16 protein-coding genes are annotated in these 19234 nt (G+C 73.9%); 13 read left to right on the top strand and 3 right to left on the bottom strand.

The annotated features are described in order from the left end of the window. Positions 1 to 17 precede the first annotated feature (17 nt). From OG899_RS08850 to OG899_RS08830, 5 genes are read left to right on the top strand one after another with little or no spacing between them, the layout of a single operon-like run. The gene (locus OG899_RS08850; RefSeq protein WP_125496593.1) at positions 18 to 1052 is read left to right on the top strand and encodes an aminomethyltransferase family protein; all 1035 of its coding nucleotides are present in this window, start codon (positions 18 to 20) and stop codon (positions 1050 to 1052) included. Further along, complete coding sequence (locus OG899_RS08845; protein WP_125496594.1) at positions 1052 to 3367, top strand: beta-ketoacyl-[acyl-carrier-protein] synthase family protein; 2316 nt, start codon at positions 1052 to 1054, stop codon at positions 3365 to 3367. The genes OG899_RS08850 and OG899_RS08845 overlap by 1 nt, the downstream gene beginning before the upstream one ends. Next, entirely contained in the window at positions 3367 to 4098 is a 732-nt protein-coding gene (locus tag OG899_RS08840) for a hypothetical protein (RefSeq protein WP_185867789.1), read from the top strand. The genes OG899_RS08845 and OG899_RS08840 overlap by 1 nt, the downstream gene beginning before the upstream one ends. Continuing rightward, a complete protein-coding gene (locus tag OG899_RS08835; RefSeq protein ID WP_406310978.1) occupies positions 4095 to 5309 on the top strand; it encodes a hypothetical protein in 1215 nt (404 codons plus the stop codon). The genes OG899_RS08840 and OG899_RS08835 overlap by 4 nt, the downstream gene beginning before the upstream one ends. Then, a complete protein-coding gene (locus OG899_RS08830; RefSeq protein WP_229814243.1) occupies positions 5300 to 6985 on the top strand; it encodes a DHA2 family efflux MFS transporter permease subunit in 1686 nt (561 codons plus the stop codon). The genes OG899_RS08835 and OG899_RS08830 overlap by 10 nt, the downstream gene beginning before the upstream one ends. Positions 6986 to 7072: 87 nt before the next feature. Here OG899_RS08830 and OG899_RS08825 read toward each other — a convergent pair whose 3' ends face one another. Continuing rightward, the gene (locus OG899_RS08825; RefSeq protein WP_125496596.1) at positions 7073 to 8077 is read right to left on the bottom strand and encodes a LuxR C-terminal-related transcriptional regulator; all 1005 of its coding nucleotides are present in this window, start codon (positions 8075 to 8077) and stop codon (positions 7073 to 7075) included. Positions 8078 to 8506: 429 nt separating this feature from the next. Here OG899_RS08825 and OG899_RS08820 point away from each other — a divergent pair, with 429 nt between their 5' ends. The 3 genes from OG899_RS08820 to OG899_RS08810 all read left to right on the top strand — a co-directional run bounded on the left by OG899_RS08820 (position 8507) and on the right by OG899_RS08810 (position 11317). Beyond that, entirely contained in the window at positions 8507 to 8806 is a 300-nt protein-coding gene (locus OG899_RS08820) for a hypothetical protein (RefSeq protein WP_125496597.1), read from the top strand. A gap of 186 nt (positions 8807 to 8992) precedes the next feature. Beyond that, positions 8993 to 9172: a hypothetical protein gene (locus tag OG899_RS08815; protein ID WP_125496598.1), complete on the top strand. Its 180-nt coding sequence runs from the start codon at positions 8993 to 8995 to the stop codon at positions 9170 to 9172. 108 nt (positions 9173 to 9280) lie between these two features. Beyond that, positions 9281 to 11317, top strand: a complete 2037-nt coding sequence (locus OG899_RS08810) for an AfsR/SARP family transcriptional regulator (protein WP_125496599.1) — start codon at positions 9281 to 9283, stop codon at positions 11315 to 11317. Positions 11318 to 11357: 40 nt separating this feature from the next. Here the strand turns inward: OG899_RS08810 and OG899_RS08805 are convergent, their stop codons facing one another. After that, a complete protein-coding gene (locus tag OG899_RS08805; RefSeq protein WP_168131855.1) occupies positions 11358 to 12461 on the bottom strand; it encodes a pyridoxal-phosphate dependent enzyme in 1104 nt (367 codons plus the stop codon). Between the two features lie 154 nt (positions 12462 to 12615). On the opposite strand from OG899_RS08805, the gene OG899_RS08800 reads away from it, so the two are divergent. From OG899_RS08800 to OG899_RS08780, 5 genes are all read left to right on the top strand, one after another. Continuing rightward, positions 12616 to 13368: a GntR family transcriptional regulator gene (locus tag OG899_RS08800; protein WP_125496601.1), complete on the top strand. Its 753-nt coding sequence runs from the start codon at positions 12616 to 12618 to the stop codon at positions 13366 to 13368. A gap of 649 nt (positions 13369 to 14017) precedes the next feature. Continuing rightward, on the top strand, positions 14018 to 14215 hold the full coding sequence (locus OG899_RS08795) for an SPOR domain-containing protein (RefSeq protein WP_125496602.1): 198 nt from the start codon (positions 14018 to 14020) through the stop codon (positions 14213 to 14215). A gap of 115 nt (positions 14216 to 14330) precedes the next feature. After that, on the top strand, positions 14331 to 14744 hold the full coding sequence (locus OG899_RS08790; RefSeq protein WP_125496603.1) for a (deoxy)nucleoside triphosphate pyrophosphohydrolase: 414 nt from the start codon (positions 14331 to 14333) through the stop codon (positions 14742 to 14744). 65 nt (positions 14745 to 14809) lie between these two features. Then, complete coding sequence (locus tag OG899_RS08785; RefSeq protein WP_125496604.1) at positions 14810 to 15301, top strand: ATP-binding protein; 492 nt, start codon at positions 14810 to 14812, stop codon at positions 15299 to 15301. A gap of 493 nt (positions 15302 to 15794) precedes the next feature. Next, positions 15795 to 18443, top strand: a complete 2649-nt coding sequence (locus tag OG899_RS08780; protein ID WP_168131854.1) for a SpoIIE family protein phosphatase — start codon at positions 15795 to 15797, stop codon at positions 18441 to 18443. A gap of 119 nt (positions 18444 to 18562) precedes the next feature. On the opposite strand, the gene OG899_RS08775 is transcribed toward OG899_RS08780, so the two are convergent. Continuing rightward, positions 18563 to 19201, bottom strand: coding sequence for an immunity 49 family protein (locus OG899_RS08775; protein WP_406310977.1), 639 nt, complete (start codon positions 19199 to 19201; stop codon positions 18563 to 18565). Between the last annotated feature and the right edge of the window lie 33 nt (positions 19202 to 19234).

The raw sequence follows: 19234 nt of genomic DNA, 5'->3' as shown, positions 1-19234 counted from the left end.
GAAAGGAAACACCGTCCATGACCACCGCCCCGCTCCGCACCGAGACGGACGACTACACCACCCTGCGTACCACCGTCGGCGCCTACCGGATCACCGCCCCGCTGGTGCGGATCACCGGCGACGAGCGGATCACGTACCTGGACGGCTTCCTCGCCAAGTCCGGCGAGTTCGTCGAGCCGGACACCGTCCGCGAGGCGCTGGCCCTGAACGCCGACGGCAGCCCCTTCGCCGTCCTGCTGCACTTCGAGATCGGCGACGACGCCTGGCTGCTGCCCCGCACCCGGGTGAGCGCCGACGAGCTGCGCGCCTACCTGGAGCAGCAGGAACGGCCCGAGGGCGTCATAGTCGAGGTCGAGCCGGACGGCTGGGGCGCCAGCGCCTTCGAGGGCCCCACCGCCTGGTCCGCTGCCGCCGCTTTCGTCGACTTCGACATCTCCGGCCTGACCCTGCACTCGGTCACCGAGGCGTCCCTGGAGGCGGAGCCGTCCGCCCTCGCCCACCTGGCGCGGGTCGGCACCACCGGCGAGTACGGCTACCTGCTGCTGTCCCATGCCCCCGACGCCGCCCACGAGGCCGTGCTCGCCGCCGTCACCGCCCAGGGCGGCGCCCCGGTCGGCCCCGAGGGCCTGGCCCGGGTGCAGGCCGAGGCCGGCATGGGCGTGTACGCGGCCGGCTTCGCCGGACTGTCGGTCGCCGAGGCCGACCTGTCCTGGATGATCGACTGGAGTCGCGTCGGCGAGTTCCACGGCTCCGACGGCCTCGTGGCGCCGACCACGGACACCGCCCGGCTGACCGCGCTGGCCGCCCCCGCCGCGAGCCGGTTCACCGCCGGCACGCAGGTGACCGCTGCCGGACGGTCCGTCGGCACCGTCCTGTGGCAGGCGCCCTCCGCCAACCCGGAGGAGGAGCTGGTCCTGGCCCTGCTCGACGCCCCGTTCTGGGTGCCCGGTCTGGAGCTGGCCGCCCAGGACGAGCAGGGCGCCGAGCGTCCGCTGCGCACCGCCACCCTGCCCCGCGTCATCGCCCGTTCGCTCACCACGAGGATCTCCTGATGACCACGCCGCGCATCGCCCTGACCGGCCTCGGCCTGATCACCGGGGCCGGGGACGACGTCGAGAAGAGCTGGGCCGCCATCACCTCCGGCATCTCCGGCATCCGCACCAACACCCTCTTCGACACCTCGGAGCTGCTGACCGAGTGGGCCGGCATGGTCACCGCCGAGCAGCCCGCCGGCCTGGACCGCTGCTACGCGCTGGCCGCCGGCGCCATCCGCGAGGCACTGCGCACCGCCGGCCTCGACCTGGACACCGTCGACCGGGACCGGGTCGCGGTCGTGGTCGGCTCCAGCCTCGGCGCCATGCCCACCCTGGAGTCCGTCCACGCCGGATACGTCCACGAGGGCCGGCTGGACGCCGAGGCGGCCGCCGCCTCCCAGCTGCCCTGCGTCGGCGACTTCATCGCCGCCGAGTTCGACCTGCGCGGCCCGCGCGTGGTGCTCTCCAACGCCTGCGCCGCCAGCGCCGTCGCCCTCGGCTACGCCGCCGAGCTGCTGTGGAAGGGCGACGTCGACCACGTCGTCTGCGGTGGCGTCGACCCGCTGGCCTCCCTGTCCGCGTACGGGTTCAGCGCCCTCGGCGCCCTCGACCCGGAGCCGTGCTCGCCGATGTCGGCCTCCACCGGGCTGACCCTCGGCGAGGGCGCCGGGTTCATGATCCTGGAGTCGGCCGACCGGGCCGCCGCGCGCGGCGCCCGCACCCTGGCCGAGCTGGGCGGGTACGGCTTGTCCTGCGACGGCTACCACCAGACCGCCCCGGACCCCAGCGGCAAGGGCGCCTGCGCGGCCATGGCCCAGGCCCTGCGCACCGCCGGTCTCGGGCCGAAGGACGTCGACTACCTCAATCTGCACGGCACCGGCACCCCCGCCAACGACGCCAGCGAACCCAAGGCGGTCAAGCTGCTGTTCGGCGCGGAGCTGCCGCCGGCCAGCTCCACCAAGTCGATGATCGGCCACACCCTGGGCGCGGCCGGCGCGGTCGAGGCGGTGGTCAGCACCCTGGCCCTGGACCGCGGCATCCTGCCGCCCACCGTCAACACCCGCGGGGTGGCACAGCCGTTCGGCCTGGACATCGTCCCGGACACCGGCCGCCCGGAGACGCCCGAGGTGGTGCTGTCGAACTCCTTCGCCTTCGGCGGCAACAACGCCTCCGTCGTCCTGCACCGCCCGGGCCGTCCCGGCTCGGCCGAGCGCCGCACCGAGTCCGTGCACGACGTGGTGGTCACCGGCGTGGCCGGCCTGGCGGGTGCGGCCGGTTCCACCGCCGACCTGCTCGCCGCCCTGGCCGAGGGCCGGCCCTGCTTCACCGGCGCGGAACAGGTCGCGGGCGTCGGGGAGGTGCCCGTCGGCCGGATCGACGTGCGCGCCGCCGCCCGCGGCATCAACCCCAGCCGGGCCCGCCGCATGGACCCGCTCAGCCTGCTCGCCGCGGCCGCGGTCGCCGACCTGTACGGCCGGCACGGCAAGCCGTCGCGCGCCGAGGCGGAGGGCACCGGCATCGTCTTCGCCACCGGCTACGGTCCCGTCACCTCCGTCCTGCAGTTCCACCAGGGCGTGCTGGAGCGGGGCATCAGCGGCGCCAACCCGGCCCTGTTCGCCAACACGGTCGTCAACGCCGCCGCCGGGCACGTGGCGATGCTGCACCGCTACCGCGGCTACACCGCCACCATCGCCAACGGCGGCACCAGCTCGGTGCTCGCGCTGCAGCTCGCGGCCCGGGTCATCGCCCGCGGCGCCGCCGAGCGGATCATGGTGGTGATCGCCGACGAGTTCCCCGCGCAGGCCCTGGCCACCCAGGCCTCACTGCCCGGTTACGCCCGCAGTGCGCGGGTGGTGCCCGGCGGCCGCACCGGGATGGTCCTCAGCGAGGGCGCGGCGGCGATCCTGCTGGAGAGCCGGGAGTCGGCCGCCGCCCGTGGCGCGGACGTCCTGGCCCGGGTCCGCGGCTGGGGTGCCGCCGGCGAGCCGGTCGGCATCGGCCGCCTGGGACGCGACGGCGAGGCCTGGGCGCGGGCGCTGCGCGCGGCGATGGCCGAGGCCGGCACCGGCCCCGACGGCATCGACACCGTGGTCTCCGCCGCCTCCGGCTACAGCCTGGTCGACATCGCCCAGACGCGGGCCCTGCGCCTGGCCGGCCTGGACGGGCGGCCCCAGGTGGCGCCGAAGGCGCTGCTCGGGGAGACCTACGGCAGCGCGGGAGCCCTCGGCCTGGTCGCCGCGCTCGCCGGGGACCGCCCCGCGGGCCGGCTGCTGCTGTCCAGCTTCGCCTACGGCGGCAGCTACGCGGCGGCCGTGTTCGACACGGAGGCGTGATGACCCCGACGCCACCGGTGCCCGGCCCCGTGCCCGGCGCAGGGCGGGCGCGGGACGCGGTCCGGACGCCGGACGGGCGGGCGCTGCCCGCCGGCCCGGACCGCCCGGCGGGTGACGAGGCCGTGATCGACTGCCTCGTCACCCACCACCCGCGCCTGCCCCGCGACCGCATGGGGCACCGTATGAACCGCTCCGGACGCTCCGTGATCCTCGCGGCGCTCCGGGCCGTGCACGGGCTGGACGTCACCTGGCGCGACCTGGCCCGTGACGAGCACCGCCGGTGGAGCGTGCCGGCGCTCGGCCTGAGCGTCTCGGTGGCGCACTGCGCCGCCCACAGCGCCGTCGCCGTGGCGCGCGGCCCGCACGTCGGCGTCGACCTGCAGGACGAGCGGGACCGCCCGGACGCGCTGCGCTGGCTCGGCGGGCTGCTGGGCCGGGACGGACCCGCGAGCATCCGGGACTTCGCCGAGTGCGAGGCGCTGATCAAGGCCTCGCACCTGACGAAGGACGCCTTCGCCCGGGTCCGGCTGCCGCCCTGGCGGCCGGCCTGGCGACCCACCGACGTCCCGCCGTACCAGGTGTGTTCGACCCTGGTCGGCCGGGGCATGCACCTGGCCCTGGCCGCCGGTGCGCCCGCCGACGTCCGCTACTGGTGGCGGCGCGAGGGCGCCGAGGCGGCCGTCCGTACCGGCGTCCCGTGCCTGGACGCCCCGACCCGGGAGGCGGCATGACGACGCCATCCACCGCGCACCGGCCGTACACCCGCCGCATCTCGCAGATCGAGCGCGGCTATCTGAACGCGGCGGCCACCGGCACCCCGCAGCTGATCCAGATGGTCGTCGAGGGCGAGGGACCCATCGACCCGGACGCCCTGCGCGCGGCCGTGGCCACCGCCACCCGGGCCAACCCCGGTCTCGCGGTGCGGCGGCGGGCGGCCCTGTGGCGGGCCGACGGCCCCCTCCCGCCGGTCACCGAACTCCCCGCGGGGACAGGCGGCTTCGACGCGCCGTTCTTCCACCGCGACCTGGACGTCGTCACCGGCCCGGTCTGCGAGGTGGGCCTGGTGAACGGCCCGCGCACCCGGCTGGTGGTGCGGGCCAGCCACATCGTCACCGACGGTCGCGGGCTGCGGATGTGGCTCGCCGACGTGTTCCGCGTGCTGCGCGGCGAGGACCCTCTCGGCGCGGACGCGGTGGTCGACGACACCCACTTCCGTACGGCCGCGGGCACCGTGCCGCCCGCGCCGCCGCCGGCTCGCATCCCCAGACTGCCCGCGATCCTCGGTACCGGGCCGGCCGACGGCACAGCCCTGTGGCTGGGGCGCACCGTCGCGGGGACGCCGTCCGCGGTCACCGCCCGCGTGGCCGCCGTCCTCGCCCGGCATCTGCCCGGCGACACCGGCCGGGTGATCGTCCCGGTCGACCTGCGCCGGCACGACCGCGAGGTGCGCTCCACCGCCAACCTGACCGCGCAGCTCGTCCTCGACCTGGCCCGCGACGACGACTGGCGGACGCTGCACGGCCGGATCGTGCGGGCCCTGGTGCACAAGCGGGAGGTGGCCGCCCTCAGCCGGGACTTCCTGCGGGACAACCCGTTCGCGAACAGCCTGCGCGAGGCCCAGGAGCTGGACGGCAGCAGCTTTCCCTGTACGGCGATCATCACCGACCACGGCCAGGTCGACACCGACGAGCTGAGCACCGCGGAGTTCCGGCCCACCGCCTTCCGCACGCTGCCGATGCTCGTGCCCTACGCGGAGATGTTCCTCAGCGCCTGCCGGATCGGGGAGGTCACCGAGCTGACCCTGTCCTGCCGCGACCGGCCCGGCGCCCGCGAGGCCGGCGAGGCCCTCCTGGACGCCCTGGAGCACGCGCTCGCCGGCGCGGACCGACCCGCGCCCGCCCCGACCACGTCACCTCACGAGGATGCACCCCCATGCCCCTGACCGAACATCAGTCCGATGAAGGTGTCACCGCGAGCCCGCCACCGGACCCGGGCGCCGGGACGGCGACGGAGCCGGAGGCGGCCGTAGCACCCCGGCCGCCTGGGCCCGCGGACACCGGGGACCCGGCCGCGCGGCAGCCGGCCGCCGAGCACCGGTCCGCCGACGAGCCGGGCACCGAGGACCCGGGCACCCGGCAGCCGGCACCACAGTCCGCCGGACAGCCCGCCGCCGGCGAGGCGGCCGACTCCTCCGGCGCGCCGTCCGGAACACCTGCGGGCCGGCCCTCCTCCGCCGCCCTCGCCAAGATCGCCGTCGCGATCACCGGCGGGTTCCTCGCCCAGCTCGACACCACCATCGTCAATGTGTCCCTGGACGACACCACCGCCCGGTTCGGCGCCATCCACCAGGTGCAGTGGGTGGTGACGGCGTATCTGGTGGCGCTGGCCGCGCTGATGCCGGCGACCGGTTGGCTGGCCACCCGGTTCGGGGTCAAGCGGGTCTTCACGGGGGCCACCGTGGTGTTCGGCCTGGCGTCGGCCGCGTGCGCGCTGAGCCAGACCCTGTGGGAGCTGATCGCGGCGCGCGGGGTGGCCGGGGCCGCCGCCGGTGTCCTCACCCCGGTGTCGACGATCCTGCTCACCCACGGCGTGCCGCGTGAACAGCTGGGCCGGGTGCAGGCGTTGAACGGCAGCGTCATGCTGATCAGCCCGCTGCTGGGCCCGACGGTCGGAGGCCTGCTGGTCGCGGCCGGAGGGTGGTCGGCGGTCTACGTGGTCAACGTGCCGCTGTGCGCGGCGCTGCTCGCCGTCACGCTGCGCCGGGTGCCCGGCGAGGCCCCGGGCTCCCGCCGGGCCAAGCCGCTGGACGCGGTGGGCCTGGTCACCTCCGCGGCCTGCACGGTCGCCACCGTCCTGGCCATCCACGCCTTCTCCGGCGCCGGACTGGAGGCGCGGGCGTCGCTGCTGGTGCCGTCGGCCGTCGCCGTGGTCAGCGGCACGGTGTTCGTGGTGCGGCAGCTGCGGGCCCCCTTCCCCCTGCTGGACCTGCGCCTGTTCGCGCACGGCGTGTACCGCACGGCCGCCGTCACCATCTTCTGCCTGGGCTTCGTGCTCTACTCGCCGATGATGCTCATCCCGCTGTACTTCGAGACCGCGCGCGGCGAGAGCGCGGTGGCAACCGGGCTGCTGATGTCCACCGGCGGCATCGGCGTGGTGCTGGCGGCCTGGCTGTGCAGGGTGCTGATGAAGCGGCTGGGCGGGGGCGGCACGGTCGTCGTCGGCATCGTCCTGACCATGCTCGCCACGGTGCCGCTGACCCGGCTGTCGGCCGACACCTCCTATGTCCTGCTGTGCACGAGCCTGGCGGTGCGCGGCCTGGGCACGGGCCTGACCATCGTGCCCGCGATGACCCGGGCCTTCCAGTCGATCCGGCCGCAGTCCATCCCGGACGCCTCGTCGCAGCTGAATCTCATCCAGCGGATCGGCGGCGCCGTCGCCCTGGCGGTGGCGACGGTGATCCTGGAGGGGGCCGCGCGGCAGCGGCACGGGCTGGTGCCCGGCGCCTTCGCCCACTCCTTCGGCCGGTTGCTGGCCGTCTACGCCGTCACGCTGCTGCCCGCGCTGGCGCTGCTCGTGGCGGACCGCCGCGAGGCGCGCCGGGCCGGGCGCACGGCGTGAGACGAGGGCCGGCGGCACCGGTCCGCGGGGCAGGAACCCCGGGCCCGTGCCGCCGGCCCGGTCCGCGACGCCGTGCGGTGTCCGTGGTCAGCGGGTCGCGGGCAGCCAGCCGTCCTGGACGGCGTGCACGCCGGCCTCGAAGCGGCTGCGGGCGTCGAGGCGCTCCATCAGGCTGGCGGCGATCCGGCGGGCGGTGCGCGGTGAGACACCGAGGCGCTTGGCGATGGCCTCGTCGGTGTAGCCCTGGGCGAGCATCTTCAGCACGGCGCGTTCCTGCGGCGGCATGTCCTTCGCGCCGCACTTCGGGACGGTCCCCAGCGGCACCGCGGTCTGCCACACGCTCTCGAACAGCGCACACAGTGCGGCGACCGTGCCCGCTCCGCGCAGCACCACCCCGCCCGCCCGGGCATCGGCGGTGTCGATGGGCAGGACCGCCTGCTTGCGGTCGAAGATGACCATGCGGATGGGCAGGTCGGGCACCGTGCGGACCTGCCCGCCGTGCTGGTGCAGCCAGCGGACGTGCTGCAGGGTCGGCGGATGGTTGCGCACGCTGTCGAGGTAGACGGTCCGCATCCGCACGCCCCGCTCGAGCAGGTCGGCGTTGGGTTCGCGGCTGGCCGCCAGGTCCTCCTCGTCGTGTGCGCCACCCGGTGCGAAGGTGGCGACCTCGACCCGCGCGGACCTGGCCAGTTCGGCCAGCCGCACCCGTATCGCCTCCAGACCGATCAGCTGCTCGGAGTCGTGGTCGAGGGGCCGCGGCCGCAGGGCCGAGCACTCGGCGATCAGCTGGGCCGCGGCTGCCCGTGAGGCCTCCACCTTCATCTGCTGGGCGGCCAGTTCCGCCTGCTGCCGGGCGAGCAGCACCTCCATCGCGGTTTCCGGACCGATGGCCCGGAACCCCACGCCCCCGCTGCCTTTCCTGCCGCAGGGGTGGATCAACGCCAGCTCGCTGAGACGGTCGAGACCTCTGCGTACCTGGTCCTCCGTCAGGTCCAGCCGAGCCGCCAGAGCCGCCACACCGTCCTCGGGATCGGTCAGCATTGCCCGATAGACAGCTTCGGCCACGGCGTCGAGCCCCAGAACGTCCAACATGTAGCTTCCTCAGCAGGCAGGAACTCACCGTGTTCGAAAGTCAGTGCCCCCTGAGCTTACTGATGCCGAAGTGCGCCTGATCCGGAAGTCGGCGAGGCCGGTTCCGGTCAAAGCGGTGGCACAGCAGGGTGGACGGAGTGGATTCGAACGGATCCGTGCGGGCGGAGTCTACGACGCCAGGCGGCTGTTCCCGCCCGGCGGTTTAACAACACTTTACGAACAGGTAGTTGCGTATTGAATCTTCTTGGGTGTCGGGCGGCCCTTCCACGGGCGCCGCCGCGCCGCCCGGACCGTCCTTTCGCGCGCGCCGCGCGACCGCGTCACGGCAGGGCGCGGGCGGTGTCTGCGCGCATGACGGTTTCTGTCATGGCATAAAGTGTCCACCCGTTGCCGGTGCCGTTTGTCTTTTCACGGGCGAACAATGGTGGCATGTATCTCGTCCATGTGCGTCTCAAGGGGCCCGGCCGTACGACCGGCCGAACGGATCTGGCCACGATCGTCACATCGTGCGCGGGAAACGCCGACGGCCTGGAGCACGTCACCGTCCACCCGGGTCCGTGCGGAGACGTCACACTAGGGCTTTTCCTGCTCGCGAACGACCTTGCGGCCGCCGAGCAAAGCGCCGCCCGGGTGGCGGGACAGGCCGTTTCCGGCCATCCGGCGCTCAGCGAGTTCCGCGTGCTGGAGTCCCAGGGAGCGCTCGTGCCCGGACCTTGGTGGATCGGCTGAGCATCCCGGCGTCACCGCAGGTCGCGGTGGACGCCTTAGGACAGTGCAGGTTCTGTCCACCCGTCGACCGTTCCCTCCGGGCCGCCGGCCGAGCCACAGTGGAGGCAACGCCGGGAGCGGAAATCCAGCGTCGCTCCCCGGGGAAAGTCACCGGATGTCCGACCGCGAATAGAAGGAGTATTGATCATGCTGACCTCCCGTGTTCTCAGAATGACCGCCGCTGCTCTTCTCTCCGTCGGTGCCGCGGCCTTTTCGGTGGCCGTCGCGGACCACGGGCGGAACGTTTCCGGAATCGTCGAGGCCCGCCACGGAAAGGACATGGACGATCCCGTCTTCGCCGCCGACGACGTCACGTGGGGGAAGTGACGGACGACTCGCTCGCAGGCGACGGCGGAGAAATGCGCGGCCGCCCCGCGCATCCCGTCGCATTCCGTCCGGAACCCGCCTGCACAGCTCATCGGGGGAACGAACCACATGGAATTCCTGGTCCTGGGCGCCCTGGAGACACGCCACTCGGGTGAGCCGGTCCGCGTCCGGGGCATGCGCCAGCAGAAGCTCCTGGCCCTGCTGCTCCTGCACGCCAACCGGGTCGTCCCGGTGGACGTGCTGGTGGACGAGCTGTGGGAGGACCCGCCGACCTCGGCCCGCCCCCAGGTCCACAACGCCATCCGCGACCTGCGCCGCATCCTGTCAGCGGACGAGGAGACCAGCCTCGTCACCATGGACGTCGGGTACCGCCTCGTGGTGCCCGACGACGCCGTGGACGCCCACCGCTTCACCGCCCGGGTGCGCGCCGCCCGCACCGCCGAATACGAGGGCCGCTGCGCCGACGCCATCCGTTCGCTGCAGTCGGCGGTCGACCTGTGGCGCGGCGAGGCCTTCGCCGGCATCCAGTGCCCTTCCGTCGCCTCGGCCGCGGTGAAGCTCAACGAGCAGCGCCTGACCGCCCTGGAGGACCTCATGGCCCTGCGGCTGCGGATCGGTGAGACCAGTTCGCTGGTCGGCGAACTGCGCGCCCTGCTCGCACAGTTCCCGCTGAGGGACTCCCTGCGCGGCAGCCTGATGCTGGCCCTGTACCGCAGCGGCCGCCAGGCCGACGCGCTCGCCGTCTACGACGAGGGTCGCCGCTTCCTCGCCGACACGCTCGGTCTCGAACCCAGCAGCCGACTGCGCACCCTGCACGCCGAGATCCTCGCCGACTCCCCGGTCGCCCGCGGGCAGACCCCGGCCGACGAGGCGGTCCGCGCGCTCGTGGGATCCGCCCGGTCCACCACCGGCCTCCCACCGTCCGGCCGTGCACCCGCCGCGGACACCGGCGTCCCGTTACCGCACGCCGCGGTCCGCGCCTCCCACCCCGCCGGCCGCAACGACCTGCCCCACGACCTGCCCGACTTCACCGGGCGCGAGACCGAGCTGACGACCCTGCTCGGTCTCGCCGGGCAGGAGCACGGGACGACCCCACTGGTGATCACCGTCGACGGCATGGGCGGCGTCGGCAAGACCGCCCTCGCCGTCCGCGTCGCCCACCGCGTCACCGACCGTTACCCGGACGGGCAGTACTACGTCGCCCTGCACGGCCACCGCGCCGACCGGCCGCCCCTGCCGCCGGAGCAGGCACTGGCCGCCCTGCTGCAGGCCGCGGGCGTACCCCCCGAGGCGCACCCGCGCACCCTGGAGGAGCGCAGCGCCCTGTGGCGGTCGCGGCTGGCCGGCCGGCGCTGCCTGCTGGTGCTCGACGACGCGGTCGGCACCGCGCAGGTCGCGCCCCTGCTGCCGGGCACCGGTGGCAGCCTGGTGCTGGTCACCAGCCGCCGCAAGCTGACCGCGCTGGACGGCGCGGTGCCGCAGTGGCTGGACGTGCTGCCGCCCGCCGACGCCGCCGCGCTGTTCACCCGCATCGTGGGGGAACGGCGCGCCGCCCGCGAACCCGATCAGGTCGCCCGCGCCGTGGAACTCTGCGGCCACCTGCCGCTCGCGGTCCGCATCGCCGCCTGCCGACTGCGCGGCCGGCCCGCCTGGCGGATCGCCGACCTGGTCGACCGGCTGGCGGGCGCCGCACGCCGGGCCCGCTTCCTGCAGACCGCCGACCGCGATGTGATGTCGGTGCTCCGTGCCTCCTTCCGGCACCTCGACCCCGCTCTGCGCCGCTTCAGCCGGCTGATCAGCCGTCACCCGGCGCCCGTCTGCGACGTCGACGAGGCGGCCGCGCTCACCGGACTGCCCGTCGGCGACGTGGAGCACCACTTCGACGTCCTGCTCGAGCACAACCTCGTCCGCGAGGAAGCCCCGGCCCGCTTCCTTCTGCACACCCTGCTCCGCGACTGCGCCCGTGACCTGCGCGCCGGCGACGCCGGTGGGGAGCAGGCCGACGGAACCCACGGGCACGCCGCCGTGGAGCACGAGCGGGCCCGGTGGGCCGGCGTCGGCGCCGCACAGCCGGGCCGCGTGCCGGCCCCGCCGACGCCGGAGTCCGCCGTGAGCGCGCCGCCGCCGGCCGCGGTGACGGTCTGAGGCCGCGCACGGCCCGGCCCCGCCGGCCGGAGCCGTCCCTTCAGCGGGCGAGGCCCGACTTCAGCCCGGCCCCGCACAGCGGCACCACCGCCGATTTGCCCGCCAGCGCGCCCTCCCGCACGGCCGCCCAGCACACCGCCGCGGTGGCCTCCACGTACAGCCCGCGGGAGGCCAGGTCCGCCTGGGCGTGCCGGATCCGGTCCTCGGTGACGGTCAGGAAGGTGCCGCCCGAGTCCCGTACCGCGCGCAGGATCTGCCGGGCCCGCGGCGGCCGGGGGATCGCGATGCCCTCGGCGTACGTCGGCGCCACCGGTGTGGTGCCGGTCGGTTCGTCGGCGCCCCGCTCCCACGCCTCGGCCAGCGGGGCCACGGCCGCCGCCTGCACCGCCCACAGCGCCGGACGCTTGTCCAGCAGCCCGGCCCCGTACAGCTCGGCCACCGCCAGGGCCGCGCCGAGCAGCAGCGTGCCGTTGCCCACCGGCAGCACCAGCACATCGGGCAGCCGCCCGCCCATGTCCTCCCACAGCTCGTGCACATAGGTCTTGGTGCCGTGCAGGAAGTACGGGTTGTGGACGTGGGAGGCGTAGAAGGTGTCGGGCTCGTCCGCGGCACGGCGGGCGGCCGCGCCCGCCGCCTCCCGGCCGCCGTCGACCTCCTCGGCGCGGGCGCCGTACGCCTCGATCTGCTCCAGCTTCTTCGCGGACGTGCCCAGCGGCACGTACACGGTGCAGGCCAGGCCCGCGCGGGCGCAGTAGGCGGCGATCGCCGTGCCCGCGTTGCCGCTGCTGTCCGCGACCACCCGGCGCGGCCCGATGCGCCGCGCCAGTTCGGCGAGCAGTACCGCGCCCCGGTCCTTGAACGACAGGGTCGGCATCAGGAAGTCCAGCTTCGCCGACACCGTGTCGGTGAGGGGCACGAGCGGCGTGCGGCCCTCGCCGAGCGACACCGAAGGGGACGCCAGCGGCAGCGTCTCCGCATACCGCCACAGGGAGTTCACACGTCCCGTGAGGGACTTCAAAGGGGCCGGGGTGGGGGAGAAGTCCAGGTCGAGGGGGCCGTGACAGTTGGGGCAGCGCCAGGCGAGCGAGTCACTGGGGATGCGGACGCCGTCGGCGGGGCAGTAACGGTCCGGCAGAGGTGTCATGAGCGCAGAGTACGCAACGCGCCCGCCGACGCCCCGGGGAAGACCACAGGGACGCCGTGTCATCACTTCGGGTGATTCTCTGGCCTTTGCTTGCACGTCACAACGCGTCGTTGTCACGCTGTTGCTGTCCGTGCAGACGCGAGGGGAGTGGCCAGTGGCTTTCGGTGAGCAGCCGGCGTATCTGCGGGTCGCGGGTGACCTCCGCAAGAAGATCGTCGAGGGGCTGCTGCCGCCGCACACCCGCCTCCCCTCCCAGGCCAGGATCCGCGAGGAGTACGGCGTCTCGGACACCGTCGCCCTGGAGGCACGCAAGGTGCTCATGGCCGAGGGCCTGGTCGAGGGCCGCTCCGGTTCGGGGACGTATGTGCGCGAGCGGCCCACCCCGCGCCGCATCGCCCGCTCCGGCTTCCGCCCCGCCACGGGAGCCAGTCCCTTCCGCCAGGAGCAGGCATCCCCCGAGATGCGGGGCACCTGGGAGGCCAGCAGCGCCCAGACCGAGGCGACCCCCGCCGTCGCCGAGCGTCTGCGCATCCAGCCCGGCGACCGCGTGATGTGCACCAAGTACGTCTTCCGCACCGCCGGCGAGGCGATGATGCTCTCCACCTCCTGGGAACCCCTCGCCCTCACCGGCCGCACGCCCGTCATGCTTCCCGAGGAAGGCCCCCTGGGCGGCATGGGCGTGGTCGAGCGCATGCGCGCCATCGATGTGATCGTGGACAACGTCACCGAGGAGGTCGGTGCCCGCCCCGGCCTCGCCGAGGAACTGCACACCCTGGGCGGTGTGCCCGGCCACGTGGTCCTGGTCGTCCAGCGCACCTTCTACGCCTCCGGCCGCCCCGTGGAGACCGCGGACGTGGTGATCCCCGCGGACCGCTACCGGGTGGCCTACCACCTGCCCGTGCGCTGAGACCCCGCGCGCAGCCGTCGCACGACCCGAGGGCCCGCGCCCACGGGTGCCCGGGAAGCCTTGCGCGACCGGGTGCCCGGAAAGCCGTGCGCGACCGGGAAACCTTGCGGCCGGAAGACCTCGTGCGGCCGGAAGGCGAGGGCCCCGCATGACCGGAAGGCCGCCCGGTCGCGGCGCCCCGAAGGCCTCCCGGCCGCGGCGCTCCGGCGAACCTGTCCCCGCCCCGTGCCTCGGGCGCCCTCCGCATCCCCCGAGATTGGCCTCCGTGCCCCGAGCGCGGCCCCATGCATCGTGCGCCCCCTTATGCCACCGGCGCGCGCCGTTCCCGCGTCGGCTGCCGTGCGTTCACCGTCCCGTTCCGCCGCGGCGCGCCCGCGGGGCGAAGGATTCCGGTCGTTCTCGCAGGTCGCTGCTACCTGGCGGGGCGCATTCGGAACAGCGTCCGCGCATGTGCCGGGCGGCGCGCTTGGTTGTGTGCGCCCCCTCCTCGTGGCCGGTTGCCGACCCGTTCGTGAAAAGTCGTGTTCGCTGAGTGAAGGCCAGGCGTAGGCTCGGGCATATGCGTAATGCGGTTTCCGTCGCGGGCACGGCGCGGCGGAGCCGCTCGCGAGCGCGGGGCTCGCGGGGCGGGAAGGAGCATTGGGGCGGGATGAACGACGGCACGATCACTCTTCCCTGGCTCGTCGTCCGTCAGGACGACAACGGCAATCGCTACAGCGTGGGCAGGTACGCCACCCGCGCCGAGGCCCAGCGGATGGCGGACAGCCTGGACCGGCGCGGCCACAAGCAGCTCTACTGGGTCGAGCGCATCGGGCAGAACGGCTCCGGACCGGACACCGAGGGCTGACCGCTTTGGATCCGACCGCCGGCCGCACCCGGCGGTCACCCGCGGATCCGCCGCCTCCGGCCGCTCACCGGCCGGTTCCTCGCGGCGGCCGGCGCCCTCTGCGTAGGCTCCAGGCGTGACCGAACGAATCCTGGTGGTGGGTGCCGCCCTTCTCGACGGCGGCCGGCTGCTCGCCGCACGCCGCAGCGCACCCGTCGAGGCGGCCGGCGGCTGGGAACTGCCCGGCGGCAAGGTGGAGCCCGGAGAGAAGCCCGAGGCGGCGCTGGTGCGCGAGCTGCACGAAGAGCTGGGCGTCGACGCCGAGACCGTCGACCGGATACCGGGCAGCTGGCCCCTGAAACCCCCGTACGAGATGTGGGTGTGGACCGCTCGCCTGCTCCCCGCCTCCGCCGCTCCACGACCGCTGCAGGACCACGACGAGCTGCGCTGGCTCCAGCCGTCCGAGATCTGGAGCGTCCCCTGGCTGCCCCAGGACGTGCCCGCGGTGCGGGCGGTGCTCGAGCGGGCGATGAGTCCCACGGAACGGTGACCCGAGCGGTACTGAGCACCGTATGCCGGGTATGTCCCTGTTAGTCCCCATGTGGCGAGACATGGGTGGGGTCGCTGGCCTGGGAAGTGATCGGTGTGATCGACACCGAAGAAGACCGCGCCGAGTGGACCTTCCGCGCGGACCCCGGCGCGGTGCGCTCGGCCCGTGCCGCCGTCCGGGGGCAGCTGCGCAGCTGGGAGCTGGACACCAGCGTCGGGGACACCGCCGTGCTCCTGGTCAGCGAGCTGGTCACCAACTCGCTGCGGCACGCCTCCGGCCCCATCGGCCTGCGGCTGGTGCGCCCCTCAGGGACGCGCGAGGCGCTGCTCGTCGAGGTGTCCGACACACGGCCCGACCCGCCCCGCGAACGCTGGCCCCGCCCGGACGACGAGAGCGGACGCGGCCTGCAGTTGCTCGCCTCGTCCTCCCGCCGCTGGGGAACCCGCCCGGACGGAACGGGCAAAGCGGTCTGGTTCGAACTGACCGTGCCCCCCGACGGGGACGCCCACGCGCCCGACGGCAAAGCCGCCCTGGACGACGGCCCGCGCGACACCTGACAGTCCCGCGCGACACCTGACGGCCGCGCACCCACCGGATTCGGACCCGGAACCCGCAGGGCCCTCCCTCGTCGGCCCCGTGATCCGGAGGTCCCCCACTCCCGCCGGACCCATGACCCTCAAGGCCCCGCCCCTCGACACCACCCGGCGCATGCACCGCGCCGGAAGGCGCGACAGCACCTGACGACGCGACGGCGTACGCCCCCCGGCGGCGCACGCCGACCGCGACCGGCGGGCCGTCTGCGCAGGCGACCTGCGCACCCCGGGCCGGGGCCGCCGGTCCGCAGCTCGATGACGGAGGAACCGCGGCGGGATTCGACCGGCTGTCACCTGGTTAGAAGACTCTTTGTGTCGTCACAGAACGGACCGAAATGCATCGCGACGGTCCTGTGATCGTGAACACCGTGTTCCGCGGCGCCGTAGTGCTGGATACTGCGGAAAGCCGCCCCCGGTGACCGGTGCCGGACGCGGTGAGCTGGAGGGGACGGTTCGCGTGAGCGAGATACCAGCGAAGGCCACGGAGTCCGAGGACCCGTCGGACGGCGCGAGGAACACCGCGGGCAGCGTCGGTCGGACGCCGCCCGCGGACACGATGTGGCAGAGCAGCCCGCCCGGCTCCATCTACGACTACATCAAGGCGGCGTCCTTCTCCATCGGCCCGGACGGGCTCGTCGACCAGTGGAGCCTGCGCGCCGAGCAGCTGTTCGGCATCCCCGCCGAGCGCGCCCTCGGCATGGACCCGATCGAGGCGTTCATCGACCCCGACCTGCGCGAGCGCGGACAGCGCAAGATGGCCGAGATCCTCGACGGACGGGAGTGGACCGGCATCGTCCCCTTCCGGTTCCCCGACCGCCGGTACGGCACCCGGGGCCCGCGCACCGGCGGCACCCACCGTCCGGACCGCACCCGGCAGGGCCTGCGCGGACTGGCCGAGGTGTACGTCATGCCGACGCGCACCGCCGAAGGCGACCGAGGCGCCGTCTGTATCGTCGTCGACGTCCACACCCTGCGCAGCATCGAGACCGACCTCGCCGCCTCACAGGCCATTTTCGGTCAATCTCCGTTCGGTTTCCTGCTCATCGACACCGACCTGCGGATCCGCCGCGCCAACAAACGCTTCGCCTCCCTCTTCGGCGGCACCCCCGACGACCACCGCGGCAAGGGCGTCCACGACTACCTCCCCCGCGCCGAGGGCGAGCGGGTCACCGCCATACTGCGCCGGGTCCTGCGCACCGGCGAGTCCATCACGGACATGAGCGTCACCGGCTTCGTGCCCGGCAGCGACGAACGCCGCCACTGGTCCGTCAACCTCTACCGGGTGCACAGCGGCAGCGGGAAGCCCATCGGCATCGCCTGGCTCGCCACCGACGTCACCGCCCGCCGCGCCGCCGCCCGCGAGGCCGCCGCCGCACGCCGCAACCTGGCCCTCCTCAACGAGGCCGGCGCCCGCATCGGCAACTCCCTCGACCTGGAGACCACCGCCCGCGAACTGCTGGACGTCGTCGTCCCCGGCTTCTGCGACCTGGCCACCGTCGACCTCTACCAGGGCCTGCTCACCGGCGACGAGACCCCGCCCGGACTCGCCGACGGCAGCGCCGAACTGCGTCGCGTCGCCTACGCCAGCGCCGTCGCCGGAGCCCCCTTCGCCGCCACCGGCGAACCCGTCGAAGTCGGCTCCGTCCACCACTACCCCTTCCACTCCCGCTGCGCCCACGCCCTGCGCACCGCCCGCCCGCAGCTGGTGCCCGGCGAGGAAGGCGGCCTGGTGCAGCACACCCTGGCCGTCCCGATGGTCGCCCACGACACCGTCGTCGGACTCGCCCAGTTCGCCCGTACCAAGGGCAGCGAACCCTTCGGCCAGCGCGACCGCGACCTGGCCGTGGAACTCGCCGCGCGCGCCGCGGTGTGCATCGACAACGCCCGCCTGTACCGGCGCGAACACGAACGCGCGCTCATCCTGCAGCGCTCCTTGCTCCCGCCCGGCGACCCGGAGGCCTCCGGCCTCGACATCGCCTGCCGCTACCGGCCCGGCAACGCGGCCACCGGCCGGCCCAGCGAGGTCGGCGGCGACTGGTTCGACGTCATCGAACTCCCCGGCCACCGCACCGCCCTCGTCGTCGGCGACGTCATGGGTCGCGGCCTGCGCGCCGCCGTAGCGATGGGCGAACTGCGCACCGCGGTACGCACCCTGGCCCAGCTCGACCTCGAACCCGCCGAGGTGCTCTCCCACCTCGACGAGATCGCCCGCGGCCTCGGCGCCCCCGGAGGCATCCAGCAGGCCACCCGCGCCGCCCGCCGCCCCCGCGAGGCCGACCTGTCCGAGGTGTACCTCGCCACCTGCATCTACGCCGTCTACGACTCCGTCACCCGCCGCTGCACCTTCGCCAACGCCGGCCACCTCCCCCCGGTCCTCGTCGAACCGGGCGCACGGGCCCGGACCCTCGACGTCCCGCCCGGCATGCCTCTCGGCGTGGGCGGCGAACCCTTCGAGGAAGTCACCGTCGAACTCCCCGAGGGCTCCCTGCTCGCCCTCTACACCGACGGCCTGGTCGAATCCCGCGACCACCCCCTCGACGAGGGCCTGCAGGCCTTCGTGGGCGCCCTCACCGAGTCCGACCGCCCCCTGGAGGACGTCTGCGACCACGTCCTCAACACCCTCGGCAGCCACCACGGCGAGGACGACATCGCCCTGCTCATGGCCCGCGTCCAGGGCCTGCCCGCCGCATCCGTCGGCGACTGGGTCCTGCCCCGCGAGCCCCGCAGCGTCGGCCGCGCCCGCGAACTGGCCCGCGGCAAGCTTCTCTCCTGGGACCTCGAACCCCTGGTGGACACCACCGAGCTGCTCGTCAGCGAACTGGTCACCAACGCCCTCCGCTACGGCGAGGGCGAGATCAGACTCCGCCTCCTGCTGGACCGCACCCTGGTCTGCGAGGTCTGGGACGCCGGCCTCGTCCAGCCCCGCCGCCGCCGCGCCCGCGACACCGACGAGGGCGGCCGCGGCCTGCAACTCGTCGGCCTGCTCAGCGCGGCCTGGGGCTCACGCCGCACCCCGCACGGCAAGACGGTCTGGTTCGAACTCCCCCTCCCCGACGGGGACACCCCGCTGACGGATCCGGCGGAGGCGTTGCTGAACCTCTTCTGACTCGGTGTCGCATCGCCCCCGCCAAGCGGCCATGTGATCTGCACTCGGCCGCTGGGCGGGCGCGATGCGGTGCCGTGTGGCAGCCGGCAGCCGGTGCGCTGCATCAGCCATGTTGCAGTTCAGGAGCGCTTTCCGCTTTTCTGGTGGAAAAGCTCCATCGGCGGGTAGATGGGCTTGCTCACCGTCTCCGGGTCGGCGACGGACTGAGGGTCGGTGGCGTCGACTGCCCGCACCAACTTCGGGACGAGGTCTCGGTCGCCCCGCCAGTACGCTTGCAGCGTTTCGACCCAGGCGAAGTGGTGCCCTTCGAAACGCGCGCCATGTTCCCGGAGCAGTGACACGGGTACGTCACACACGGCGCGGATCCGGTCCGTTTCACGGCACGCCACAGCCAGATTGTGGGCGTTGATCCAGGAAGCCGGGGTGATGTACCACTGGGGCCCGGTGGCTCGCAGGGTGCGGTCTTTGTGGGCGATACGGCACTGAACGTGGGTGTCGGTCGTGGTCGCGGCAGCTAAAGCGGCGGAGCCGAGCTGCATGGCGGTCACCCAGGCGTCCCAGGACGGGAAGATCGCCGCTCGCGGGTCGAGTACAGACCTGGTCCGGGCCAACGTAAGCGCGAGCTGAAAGGCGTCACCCAGGTCGGTCGAATCCGCCTCGAGTCCGTCGATCAGCTTCTGCAAGCTCTCTTGAAGGATGGCAAGGCCTTCATCGGCCTTGTCTGTCGCCACCGGATGGCGCGGGACAGCCGAGATCAAGGCATTCTCCAGTCGAGCCTGTACCGCCGGGCA

The sequence above is a fragment of the Streptomyces thermoviolaceus genome (assembly GCF_045209695.1).
GTDB classification, from domain to species: domain Bacteria; phylum Actinomycetota; class Actinomycetes; order Streptomycetales; family Streptomycetaceae; genus Streptomyces; species Streptomyces thermoviolaceus.
The sequence above is the reverse complement of the archived record's forward strand: the minus strand, read 5'-3'. Positions and strand labels throughout refer to the sequence as shown.